We start from the raw sequence: 12666 nt of genomic DNA on the forward strand, positions 1-12666 counted from the left end.
GAAAAACCAAAATCAACTACGTTCTGATACGTAAAAATACCCTTTCCAGATACATTCACTCATTCTGCTAGCTATATGTTCGGAATTATCGTGGGCAGACCGTGTGGGGTGGACCCACGATAGCCAATGTCAAACAAAAGTAACCGATCGGAATCACCACGACGTTCCGACCGAACCATTGGGACTACCGCTGACGCCGCGTCCGACATCGACGACGCGTTCTCGGACAGCGCCATCGACCGACGGACGTTCCTCAGTCTCTCGGCTGCGACGGGGACCGCGCTCGCGCTCCCCGGGGCCGCGACTGCGGACGTCCGGGACGAGCCGATGACCGACGAGTACGAGTTCGTCGTCAACCACACCCCCGACGAGTACGAGGCACCGACTATCATCGAGTTCGCCGACCGGGAGGCGCTCGAGGCGTTCGCCGACGAGTACGAGGAGACGCCCGATCCCGAGCGTCCCCGGCCGCCGAAGGCCGTCACCCGCCTCTCGCCGACGCCGGCCGCACACGCACATCTCACCGCCGACGAGGTCGCCGACGTCCTCGGGTTCGACGGGATCGAACGAATGGACTTCTCGCCGGGTGCGAACCCGTGGTGGAAGATCGAGGCCCCGTACGAGAGCGGCGTCTTCCCGTCGGTCGAGCAGGCACGGAACTACGTCTCGTACGCCGAAACCGTTCAGGGACTCGAGCATATCGCGGCCGAGCATCCCGACCGAGTCCGCGTCCAGGCGGTCAGCGAGTCGCCGGGCTGGAACAACCAGTACACCGGCACGGACCCGGATCCGAAACCCGTCTACGTCGCCGAGGTCGCGAAAAACGTCCGCGACAGGGAGTCGTTCGACGGGAAGCCGAAGGCGGTTTACTCCCTCTCGATCCACGGGGACGAGCGGGCCGGGGTGGAAAGCGGGTGCCGATTGATCGAGGATCTCGCGGCGGGGCGAGCCGACGAGTTCGAGCCGTTGCTCGAGGAGATCGCCCTCGTGTTCCTGTTTACCAATCCCGACGGCTGGGTCTCGCGGCGGCCACAGACCGAGATTCCGTGGATCGACGACCACGACACGAACTTCCAGCGCGGGAACGCGCGCCGTTTCGACGGCCAGCAGATCGATACGAACCGGCAGTATCCGACGATCGGCTGGGTAAACCCCAGCTTCCGGCCGGCCGAACCCGACGGTGCGCCCGAGGAGTTCTTCGACCTGGTCCCGGACGCGCTCGGGATCGTCGAGCACTTCCGCGGGTACGACAACGTGGCGTTCCTCTGTGATTACCACGGGATGTACACCGCGGATCACATGGTGTTCAACCTCGAGACGAACGCGCCGTTCGACCACGACGGGACTCACGATCTGGACGAGGTCAACCGCCGAATCGGCGAAGGGATGCAGGCCCACTGGGGCGACGTCGACGCGATCGCGGACGACATCGCCACGGCCGGCGAGGAGCGGTACGGAACCCCGTTCGTTCCGACGGGTGACAGCTTCGACGGCTTGTTCGACTGGGGATCGATCTACGATTCGCTCTCCTACCAGATCACCGGCAGCCTCCTCGGCTGGGCCGGGCAACCGGAAGCGTTCGGCGGACTCGGTGCGATCACCGTCGCTCCGGAGATCATTCTCTCGAACCACGTCGCCGACGCACAGATGGAGTGGAAACCGTACTGGTCGCGCCACTACGTCACGGCCTACCGGATCTCGATGCGCGAACTCGCCGAGATGACCGCCCGCGAGACGAGCGCGACCATCGCGACCGGCGGGCAAAACACCGCCTACGTCACCGCGGACGAACTCACCCGGTCATCGGCTGAGCTCCCCCACACCGACGGTGCCGAACACGGCCACGGACAGGACTCCGAGACGACGGTACAGCGGAGTCACGACGTCGTTCATCCCGGACCCGACACACAGTCCGCGGTCGGTACCGAGACGACCGACGAGACACACTCGCTGTTCGTCCACCTCGACGGCGTTCGCCACGCTACCGAGGGGACGGTTCGCCTCAGAAGGCCAAACGGTTCCGTCGTCCGCGAGATCGACCTCTCCGCGAAGGCGGACCCGGCCGATCGAACGGCTCGCAAACACGACTTCGAGGAACTGTTCGTCAGGCGACCGCAGGCTGGCCAGTGGGCCGTCGAGGTCGAAAGCGACGTCGAAATCCGGGTCACGACGACGCGGCTCGAGACCGAGGGTGAGATCCCCGATCCGAAGGAGGTCCTCGGCTACGAGCAACGCGAGTACAGCGTCGATCCGATGCAGTTTTTCGCCGACCTCGAGCCGTACCTCGAGGACGGCTGGATCGACGAGCTTCCGGTCAGTGCCGTCGGTGACGGGCAGTTGGTCCGGAGTGACTCGACGGGGCGTCGCTGTGACAAACTCGTCGTCTCACACGACGTCGGGATCGACAACCCGCTGTACGTCTCCATGATCGAAACGTTCCTCTCGGTCGGTGGCGATCTGGTCCTTACGGATACGGGCGTGAACCTGCTCGGCGAACTCGACGTCGGCGAGGCCGCAGCCATCGATCACGAGGATATCCACGACACCGTCGTCCCGTTTGCGAACCTCGAGAACAGGGACTTCGACCATCCGCTCCTGGCGGGCGTCCGGCCCCGACAGCAGGAGGTCTGGAAGGGGTCACAGCTCGGGTACACCACCGGCGTCGACCAGCCAGCGACGGTCGTCGACATCGACGCGTTCGAGGACGCCGGCGGCAACGTCGCCGGGACCTTCACGCGGTGGACCGAGGTCGACGGCACCATGCGACCGGTCGAACCCGGCGTCGGCGCTGGGATGCTTTCGGCTGGCGACTCCGAGATCGCGGTCCTTGGCTCCGTGCTCCCGCCGGCCCAACAGACGGAGCTTCACCCGTTCGGCATGGCGGACTACGCCGTCTCGTTTATGGGCCACACGCTCGTCTGTAACGCGCTCGGCTTCGAACAGCGGCGGTACGTCGACGGCGAACTCGTCCGCACCTACGGCGACATCCGGTAGGCCGACCTCGTGGGTTACCGCAGCGCCGCGAGGTCGAACTCGAACCCGGCCGCGGGCACCTCGAGATCGTGCTCGACGAGTACTTTCGGGTGGAACTCGCCGATGACACCGACTGGTTCGCCGTCGATGACGACGCTTGCAGTTCGACCCGAGATGAAGGATGGGTGTTCGACGGGTGGCGTCTCGAGGTCGACGTCGAACCGGCGGGCCAGCGCTTGGAGACGGGCTTTGGCGTCCTCGTAGCCGGCCTCGTGGCTCGCCAGAACGGCCCCGATCCGTCGCCGTTCCGCGACGCCGGTGTTCTCGCTCTCATCAACGGCGGCGGTAAAGCCGATCTCCGCCAGCTGCTGCGGGTACGCGCGGTGGGTGTTTCGCTCGAGGACCATCAACAGCGACGGCGTGACCCACGTCCGAAGCATGGTGTAGTCCTCGCTGTAGGGTTCCTTGATCGTCGGTGCCGGGGTGAACCCGTAGGGCCGACCGTCGTAGACGTCGGGAATCCGGTCGAGCATCCCCTCGAGCGGCCGTTCTTCGAACGCGATCCCTTCGTCTCGTGCGTGTTCCGCGCTCGCGGCGTCATCGGCCGTGACCAGGCTACTGGCGTCCGCCCCGTACTCGCGCATCATGCGCCAGTAGTTCTCGGTTTCGTTGCTCATGTGGAAGTTCAGCATGTCCTCGAACCCGAGTCCGACAAGCTGGGTGCGGACGGCTCGCTCGAGCCGGGAGCGTTCGTGGCGGCCGCCGACGGTACCGACGTCGGGGTACCGGGGCTCGAGGTCGTTGAACCCGTAGGCCCGGCCGAGGTCGTCGATGACGTCCAGCGGATGGAGCACGTCGACGCGGTAGGGCGGGACCGTCACCTCGTAGACGAGGTCGCCGTCCTCGCTTTCGTCCGGCTCCGCCTCGAGACCCGAGCGCTCGGCCAGGTCGGTCACTTCGTCGGGGTCGAGATCGATCCCGAGGATCGTCTCGATGCGCTCGTGGGCGACCGTCTTCGTTTTCGTCGAGAGGTCGGGACGGACGATCTCGTGGTCGGGGTATTCGATCCGTACGTCCTCGAGCGTGGCCCCACGGGCGGCCAGCGCGTAGCAGACGATGTTCAGCATCTTGTCGATCGTCCACTGATCGGTGCCGGTCATCTCGACGAACAGATCCCGCGAGTCGGTGGTGACCTCGGTGCGGCGGCCGTTGATCACCGGCGGGAACGAGAACAGCCCGAGGTCGTCGTAGATCGCCGGATAGCGTTCGTACTCGCTGACGAGGTCGGCGTAGGTCTGGCCCGTCTGGTGGTCCTCGAGCACCTGTGCCGGCGTCATCTCCGCGTCCGCGTCGAGGGGGACGAACGTGTCCTCGTCGGGTTCGAGGCCGACGTACTCGATCGTCGGGGTCCCCTCGGTGGCGGGGCTGCCCTTGAGCATCGTCAGATCGTGGATCCCGATCGCGCCTTTCGCCCGCTTGCGGCCCATCGTCGCGTGGAGCTTCTCCTGCAGTTGAATGAGCGACTCGAGGGCCGTCTCGTCGAGATCGACGTTGCGAACAACCGCGCCCGTGACGTACGGCCGGTCGTCCGGCACCGACTCGTCGACCTCGATCGTCCACTCGGCCGTATTCGTGGATGGAACGTGGACGCCGCGGGCGTCGCCGTACTGGTAGCGCATCGAGCGCGCCACGCCCTCGACCGAGAGCCGATCGAGCCGATCGGGGGCGAACTCGAGTTCGAACTCGCCGTCCTCGGTGCGGCCCTCGAACTCGAGGCCGAGCCCGAACAGGTCGTCCTTCAGCTCGTCGTCGCTTTTCTCCTCGCGACCGGTCAACCCGCGCAGTTCGTCGGGATCGATGTCGACGGTTGGCATCAGTAGCTCACCTCCGCGTTCCGCAGGAACTCGAGATCGGCCAGCGTCCCGTGGAGGTCGCGGATGTCCTCCGCGCCGGTCGTCAACATGGCGAGTCGCTCGAGGGCCAGTCCCCAGGCCATGACGTCACAGTCGACGCCCAGCGGCTCGAGCATCTCCTCGCGGAAGATCCCGGAGTTACCGATCTCGATCAGTTCGCCCGTCGTCGGATGCGTGCCGAACAGCTCGAAACTCGGCTCGGTGTAGGGGTTGTAGTGGGGTTTGAACTGGATATCCTCGATGCCGAACTGGGCGTAGAACTCCTCGAAGGTACCCATCAGATCGCGCACCGAGAGGTCCTCGGCCATCACCCACCCCTCGATCTGGTAGAACTCGAGCAGGTGGGTCGCGTCGAGCGTATCGTTGCGGTAGGCCTTCTCGACGCTGAAAAAGCGCGCCGGCGGTTCGATCTCGCCGATTCCCTCGCCCGAGAGGTACCGCGTCGAGAGGGAGGTCGTATGCCCGCGCAAGGCAAGCGCCCGCGCGAAATCCTCATCCCACGGGGAATGATACCCCTCGCCGTCGTCGCCGACACCCTCCTTGTGGGCGCGCTCGACGGCCTCGACGAGCTCTTCGGGCAACTCGTCGATGTGGCTGGGCCGTTCCAGCGCGAACCGGTCCCAGTGCGTTCGCGCAGGGTGGTCCTGCGGCATGAACAGACAGTCGTTGATCCAGAAGTCCGCGTCGACGTGGGGACCGTCCATCTCCTGAAAACCCATGCCGACGAGGACGTCTTTGACGCGTTCTGCCATCTCCCGCAGGACGTGGACCGAGCCGCCCTCGAACTCCTCGGCGTCGGCCTCGACGTTGTAGTCGGCGAACTCGACGGTCTCCCACTCGCCGCTCGTGAGCAGTTCCGGCGTGACCTGCCCGACCGTCTCGGCGGTTTCGACCCCCGCCATCAGCTCCGTGACTCCCTGATCGGTCAGGGTTACCCCCCGGACGGTCGTCTCCGTGCGCTCGAGCAGGCCCCGACGCTCGAGCGACTCGAGCGTGTCGGCGTCGGCTTCGACGCTGTCGGCCGCGACCGCGTCCGCGTCGGCCAGCGTCTCGAGCGCGGTCGCCTCCGGATCCGCCGCCGGATCGGCGTCCGGGTCCGCGGTGATCTCGCCGCTGTCGATCGTTCCATACCCTTTGCGGGCGTAGTTCGACAGCGCGATGTCGACCGCGTCGCCCTCGAGCCCCGAGGCCCCGATGACCTGTCCCATCGAAACGGACCCGTCGTCCGCGCCCGCCTCGAGTGCGGCCTCGTAGAGCCGGATTTCGGGGAGCGTGCTGTCTGCATACTCACGCCCTTCGTCCGTGAGCGTGACCGTTTCGTCGACGCGTTCCTCGACGGCGACCAGCCCCTCCGACTCGAGTTCGAAGGCCGCCCCGGTGACGGTCTCTGGCGGGAGATCGGTCGCCTCGGCGAGGGCGTCGACGGCCGTCGCCTCGTCCGCGCTCGCGGCCTCGAGGACCGCGACCTGTGGTTCGGGAAGTTGCATTCGCTTGTTCGTATGGCTGGGTGGTGGTCAGTTAGCGGTTCCGACTCGGCTCGGGAGCGCTCCCGTCGCCGACGCGACGGACGGTTTCGCCGCGGCCGCCCGGTGGCGGCGGCCGCGGGTCCACCGTCCCGACTTAGCTGCGGAAAACGAATCCGAACCCCGGACGCTCGCGCTGTTGCTGTTCGCCGACGCCGACACGAATCCGGGATTCGAACGTCATACTCGTTCGATGCGGAAGGAAACCCAAAAGCGTTGCGGGACGGTGACACTGCTCGCAACGCAGGCGGTCGCTCCGGAATCTGTTCTAGCACATGAAATACAACCGAACCGAAAAGATCCTGAAGCTGGTTGCCGAAACCCGACCATGTCACCGTCCGTCACCCGCAAACGCGGATCTTCGTCCGGGTCCACCGCCGTCAACGGTCTCGTCGGCGCGCTCGTCGCGATCGTGCTGTCGTTTATCCCCTTTTCGACGCTGCTTGGCGGACTCCTCGCGGGATATCTCGAGGGACGTGACCCGTCTTCCGGTGCGATCGCCGGTGTCGTCGCCGGAATCGTCTCCGGCCTCGCTAAGTTCGTGTTGTTCCTCACGTTCGGCGGTCTCCTCTTCGGGTTCGTCGGTGCACCGATGGGGGCGGCGCTGGGCGGGTTCTTTCTGGTCGCCGCCCTCTTTTACGTCGCCTCGACGGTCGTGTTCGCGTCCCTCGGCGGCGCGGTCGGGTCGATCTTGAACCGCGAGTTCGGCGACGACATCGGCCGCGTCTGACATCCACGCGACGCCCGATCGATCTCGATCACCCGTTCGAGACTCGCGTCGTCTCGAGCGAGCCGGCATCGACCCAGACGAACCCCGACTGCTCGGCGGCGGCTTTCGCCTCCTGAACCGCCCCGGGGTCGAACTCGTCCTCGAACTCGATGCGGGTCTCTGCGCTTTCGGCCGCCGGCAGCTCCGGCAGGAACTCCTCGTCCTCGAGCAAGCCTTTCACGGAGACGGCTCCGCCCGCGCCGAGTGCGGCCCCGAGCGCTCGATACCGGTCGTCCTCGGTTTCCCACTCGATATCGCTGTCGAACGCGTCGTTCGATACTCGCTCCGTCTCGATCGTCCCCGAGAGCGTTCCGAACCCGTCGTCGGCCGATTCGTCGGTCCCGGTTTCTCCGCCCGTTTGCGTCGGTCGGTCGGCCCTCGAGTCGGTGCCGGACTCCGTTCGGGAACCGGTCCCGGCCGTCGTCGCCCCGTCAGCATCCGATTGCGCCGCGTCGTCGTGGACCCGCGAGACCGCCGGCGAACCGCCACACAGCTCGAACCCGTCCGCCTCCGTCGCCGGCGGTGACGTGGCCCTCGACTCCGTCGCCGACCCCGCTCCGTCGTCGACCCCGCCGGTACTCGAGTCAGCCCCGGATTCGACGCCGTCCTCCGCTTCCTCGATGAGGTCGGAGACGGCCGTCGGCGTGTGACTCCCGTCCCGCTCTCGGTTTCGGGTCCACGCCGGCCACGGTTCGTCCCCGCTTCGACCCGGGGCCGGACTCGACTCGCCCGGCACGTACGCCTCGAGCCCGTACTCGGGAAGCAGCGGCCGGTCGATCGCCCGGATTCGAGGACCGTACCGCTCGCGGAGTCGCTCGAGTTCGCGTTCGTCGATCAGGGCGGCCTGCCAGCGGTCGACGCCGGTCGACAGCGCCACGAACTGAGCGTCGGTTCCCGAAAGCACCGACGCGTTCAGCGCCTGCAACACGGCGGGGGCGTTGTCGGTTCCGAGCGGCGTTTCAGGGTACGTCACCGACGTCTCGCGCCGGCGGCCCTCGGGATCGGTCGCCCGAAGCTCCAGTCGACGCGCTCCGGTCCGATCGATCTCGAGCGTCCAGCCGATCGACTCGAAGACGGTCGTCACCTCGCGCTCGAGATGTTCGGCGGCGTATCGCGCGGCACAGCTGATTCCGCGGTCGCTGTTTGCGATCGTCCGTCGGAGGACGGCCGTCCGATCCCGGCCGTCGGAGAGGACGTCCGCGAGGGCCGTCTCGAGCGCGACGTCGTCGGCCGCGGTCCCGGCCGGTCTGATGTCCGCTGCCGTCACGCCGAACGCGCCGAGCACGTCGGCACAGACCAGAAGCTCGTCCGTATCACGGGGCGGACGTGGAGGGCGGGGCATCCGTCAGACACTACCACGAACGCGCGTAAATATTTTCGTCAGACGGAGGGGCGAACGATACGCTGCCGGATTTCCGGCGCAGGCCGACGGCTCCACTCCTCGCGCGAGCGGCAACGCGTTCGCTCGGTCAGCCCCGCCGCGGCGATTCGAGTTCGATGTCCGCCTCCTCGAGCAGGTCCGCGACTTCCTCGCGTTTCTCCTGGTGTTCCGCGAGGAACTCCCGCATCAGCTGGGCGGCCTGTTCCTTGCAGTCGCCACAGAGTCGCTCGCCGCCGACGCACTCGTCGTAGACGCGCTTTGCGAACTCGTCGTCGTCGCCGGCCAGCAGGTAGGCGTACAGTTCGTAGACGGGGCACTCGTCGGCGCGACCGCCCTTCTCGCGCTGTTCCTCGGCGGTTTCGCGGCCGCCGGTCGTCGCCGCTTTCACCTTGTCGTAGCCGTCCCCGGGATCGTCGAGCAGGGAGATGTGCGAGGCCGGCACCGAGGAGGACATCTTGCCGCCGGTGAGTCCGGTCATAAAGCGGTGGTAGATCGACGACGGCGGGCGGAACCCGTAGCCGCCGTGGTCGACCTCGATCTCGCGGGCGAGTTCCGCGGCATCGTCGGGATCGATCTCGAAGGCGTCGATGTGGTTCTCGTAGACGCGTTTCTCACCGTCGATGGCGTCGATCAGCGCCTCGAACGCCTCGTCGGTCGCGCGACGGTCGAAAAAGCGGGTTCGCGGGCGGATCGGCTCCATCCCCGCCTCGTTCAACTTCGTGAGGACGGTATCGAGCGTACTCGCGTCGACTGCAAGCTCCGACAGCGGCGTCTCCTCGAGCGACTCGGCGACGTGGACACACCGCAGTCGGTCGTCGTCGAAATCGGCGGGATCGAGGCGCTCGTAGAACTCCGCGACGAGGGCGCGCTCGTCGGGCTCGAGTTCGAAGCTGGCGTACGCCCGCGAGACCTTGAAAAACCGCATCCGCTCGGCCAGATCCCGGGCCAGCCGGACGTGGGGGTCCTGATCCGGTCCGACGGGGATGACGGTGGGTTTGGGTTCCTCGAGTTGCGGGTAGAGGATGTCGGCCATCTGGGTGACGACCGACTGCATGTGCGAGACGTCGGTCTCGCCGTCGAAGCCGTAGATCGCCTGAAACTCCGAGAAGTTGGCGTCGGCCCCGAGGTCGAACGCCAGATCCTGCAGCTGTCGGTTCGTCGACTGCCGGTAGAGGGTTCCCTCGTCCGGATCGAACCCGAGCGCGAGCAGGGAAAGCAGGTAATCGCGGGCGTGTCCGTCGATCTCCTCCCAGCTCATTCCGCGGGCCGAGTTGGCCTCGAGATCGGCGATCAACGCGTAGGCGTCGGCCCCCTGCCGTTGGTGCCAGATGATCTCGTCGAAGACGAGCTTGTGGCCGATGTGGGGGTCGCCGGTAGGCATGAACCCCGACAGCACCGCCGCGGGTTCGTCGTTTTGTAACGCCCGCGCGACGGGTCGATAGTCGCGGTGGCCGAAGATGACCCCACGACGCATCAGGTAGTGTGGGTTCGGCACCTCATCGAGGACTTCGTCGAACTCCTCGATGCCGAACTCTTCGAACAGCTTGCGGTAATCGGAGACGGTCGAGGAGCCCCACGGGTCCAGCGCGACGTCGTCGGCTCCGGCGGTTCCGCCGTCGAAACGGGGTTCCGACGCGGATGGCTCACCGCCGTCGGGCAACGGTTCCCCTGAGTCGGACTCCTCGAGTGGGTCGTCTCCGGTCATTACCACCGTTTTGGCGCTCGCGGGCGCAAAAGCCTTCGCCTTCGCGGTGCGGCCAGTTCCTGCCCGACGCGCCGGGCCGTTCGGCCGATCCGGCCCGCTACCGTTCGGTTCGGCTCCGATCGAGCGGCCGCGTCCCCGACCGCAGCGTCTCGAGGCGATCGGCCGGTTCCGCGCCGGCGAGCAACACGACCGCGAACACGGAGTCGCCGTCGGGACGGGGGGCATCGCCGCTCAGGATCCCCGCCGAACCGGTCGTCGACTCCAGAACCGAGCGGCCGTCGGCGATCGCTTGCCGGTTGAGCCACGCGGGCGGCCCGCCGACGACGAGCATCGCCCGGTCGGCGTTCGAGCGCTCGCACTCGAGGGTGAGCTTGCCGTGCAGGGCCTTCTGGATCGACGTCTCGACGGCGCTGATCGCCGTGCTCGTGTCGACGCTTGGCTCCGAGGAGAACAATCCGAGGCCGAATCGGGAGCCGCCGTCGTCGGTTTCGACCTGCTGGGTGCCGTAACCAAGCGTTGCGATCGCCGTTTCGCTCCCGAGAATGCGGCCGACGTCGTTGGCGTCGATGACTGTCTCGGCCTCCGTCGACGTGTTTTCGCCGGCCGCGGCGGCGAACAAGGCCGCAACGCGCGTCGCGAACTCCCGGTTGAGTCGATCGCGCGCATCGGCGACGGTTTCTCCGGTCCGCAGCCACGCGTCGTTGTCGAAACAGATGATCGCGTCCGCGAGCCCGTCGAGTCGCTCGAGCGATCTGATCGCGTTCTCCGCCGCGAGCGGGCGGGGGTCGCCGCCCTGGCCCGGAGCGTCAGCCGACGGTTCGAACTCGCGGTCGGCAGGTATCGTCGCGAGGACGTAGACGGGTTTGTCGTACAGCGTCTTGAGATCCGAAACGAGCGGGGCCACCGTGCCGCCGCCGGTCGCGCCGCCGAGTCCGACGGAAACGAGAAACGCGTCCGCGACCGACGGTCGGCCGTCGTCTACCTGCCGGCTCAGTTCGTTGACGTGTTCCTCGCCGACGGTACGCCCCCGCTGGAGATTTCCGTCGAGTCCGTTTCCGACCGCCTGTCCGTACCGATGGCGGTGTGTCTCGGGGATCGTCGAGAGCGCCGTCACGTCCTCGCCGTCGGTATCGAACGCGAAGGCGTCGCCGACGAACGAGTGGTCGTCCGGGTCGACCGCCCGGAGCGTATCGGCGATCCGACAACCCGCGCCGCCGACGCCGATCACCTCGAGGTGCATAGGTAACCGTATCGACTGTCGGGGTTTTCACGGTTCCGTTCACGTCGGCCCGGTCAGGGTGTCAGCCGCTCGATCGACCACCACTCGATCCCGGCTCCGGCGTCGTCACGGCCCTGTTCGCCGAGCAGCGCGAAAACCATCGTCTTGCGAACGCCGTGGGCAAGCCGAACGTCGAGCGCGAGGTCCCGCGGTTCGAAGACGTACTCGTTCGGATGGACCCGGATCAGCAGTTCGGAGTGGCCCAGTTCGTCGACCGACTCGACGTCGGCGTAGGTGCGGAAGTCGGCACCGAACTTATACCCCGTCTTGGGAACGACGCCGCGCTCGCGGAGGGCCGTGTAGACGTGTAGCCGCCGATCGAACCGGTTGCCTTCGACGTCGCGGCCACGCTCGCGGACCGCGTCGGGATCGAGATCGATCGCTCCCCGCTCGGCGAGGTACGCCGCCTCGAGCAGCGAACACTGGATCGTCGGTCGGTCGTACTCCCGCCCCTCCAGTGGCTGTCCGTAGAACGCCCGCTCGTACAGGTCTTCCGGCGGATCCCAGACGACCACCCGGTCCGCGAGCAGGTCTGCCCCACAGTCGTCGGGCAACGGTGCATCCGACGACCCCCGGGGATCCCTGGGATTGACGTCGAAGTAGGTGATCTCGCTTTCCTCGTCGACGACCGCGAGAACGCCGTCGGTGAGTTCGTTCGCGGGGATGTCGGTTCGTTCGCCGATAACCTGCAGTGCGTACGCGATGTCGCCGTCGCCGGGGCCTTTCCCCCGCGGGAAAACGGCGAAGTCGACGTCGCCGTCCGGCGGATCGGCGAGCCACGGGCTCGCGGCCGGCGAGAGGTAAAACCCCCGCGACCGCAGGTCCGCGTAGACGAGAAACCGGACGCCGAATTTCGTGCCCGGCTCTCGCGCCGCGAACGCCCGAAAGCCGAGTCGCTCGCCGCTCTCGTCGTCGACGACCGCCTCGAGATCGCCCCGGTAGAGCAGGTGCGCCGCCTCGACGGGTGCGAGGGCGATCTCGTTCCCCTCCAGCGGGTATCCGTAGCCCCGCGAGTCGTGATAGCGCTGGCGCGCGTCGCCGCCCACGCGAACGACGCCCGCCTCGTCGTCGAACCGCCCCTCGAGTGACATACCCGGGGCTTGGCCGGCGGACACTAAGTGGC

General features: G+C 67.0%; 8 protein-coding genes. 2 read left to right on the plus strand and 6 right to left on the minus strand.

Translation table 11 applies throughout. The features are described from left to right. The first annotated feature begins 126 nt into the window (after positions 1 to 126). Positions 127 to 2994: a M14 family metallopeptidase gene (locus tag TX80_RS17175; protein WP_049924486.1), complete on the plus strand. Its 2868-nt coding sequence runs from the start codon at positions 127 to 129 to the stop codon at positions 2992 to 2994. 14 nt (positions 2995 to 3008) lie between these two features. On the opposite strand, the gene pheT is transcribed toward TX80_RS17175, so the two are convergent. Continuing rightward, positions 3009 to 4847, minus strand: coding sequence for a phenylalanine--tRNA ligase subunit beta (gene pheT / locus TX80_RS17180; RefSeq protein WP_049924487.1), 1839 nt, complete (start codon positions 4845 to 4847; stop codon positions 3009 to 3011). Next, entirely contained in the window at positions 4847 to 6373 is a 1527-nt protein-coding gene (pheS, locus tag TX80_RS17185; protein WP_049924488.1) for a phenylalanine--tRNA ligase subunit alpha, read from the minus strand. The genes pheT and pheS overlap by 1 nt, the downstream gene beginning before the upstream one ends. Positions 6374 to 6737: 364 nt before the next feature. Between pheS and TX80_RS17190 the strand changes: the two genes are divergently transcribed. Continuing rightward, positions 6738 to 7139 carry a DUF5518 domain-containing protein gene (locus TX80_RS17190; RefSeq protein WP_195893106.1) on the plus strand — a complete coding sequence of 134 codons (402 nt, stop codon included), beginning with the start codon at positions 6738 to 6740 and terminating at the stop codon, positions 7137 to 7139. 28 nt (positions 7140 to 7167) lie between these two features. Here TX80_RS17190 and TX80_RS17195 read toward each other — a convergent pair whose 3' ends face one another. The 4 genes from TX80_RS17195 to endA form a co-directional block, all read right to left on the minus strand. Beyond that, positions 7168 to 8520 carry a hypothetical protein gene (locus tag TX80_RS17195; protein ID WP_049924489.1) on the minus strand — a complete coding sequence of 451 codons (1353 nt, stop codon included), beginning with the start codon at positions 8518 to 8520 and terminating at the stop codon, positions 7168 to 7170. A 127-nt stretch (positions 8521 to 8647) separates the two neighbouring features. After that, positions 8648 to 10264 carry a tryptophan--tRNA ligase gene (locus tag TX80_RS17200; protein WP_049924490.1) on the minus strand — a complete coding sequence of 539 codons (1617 nt, stop codon included), beginning with the start codon at positions 10262 to 10264 and terminating at the stop codon, positions 8648 to 8650. Positions 10265 to 10361: 97 nt separating this feature from the next. After that, the gene (locus tag TX80_RS17205) at positions 10362 to 11504 is read right to left on the minus strand and encodes a tubulin/FtsZ family protein (RefSeq protein WP_049924491.1); all 1143 of its coding nucleotides are present in this window, start codon (positions 11502 to 11504) and stop codon (positions 10362 to 10364) included. 53 nt (positions 11505 to 11557) lie between these two features. Then, on the minus strand, positions 11558 to 12634 hold the full coding sequence (gene endA, locus TX80_RS17210) for a tRNA-intron lyase (RefSeq protein WP_049924492.1): 1077 nt from the start codon (positions 12632 to 12634) through the stop codon (positions 11558 to 11560). Between the last annotated feature and the right edge of the window lie 32 nt (positions 12635 to 12666).

Origin of the sequence: Halopiger djelfimassiliensis (assembly GCF_000455365.1) — an archaeon.
Classification (GTDB): Archaea; Halobacteriota; Halobacteria; order Halobacteriales; family Natrialbaceae; genus Halopiger_B; species Halopiger_B djelfimassiliensis.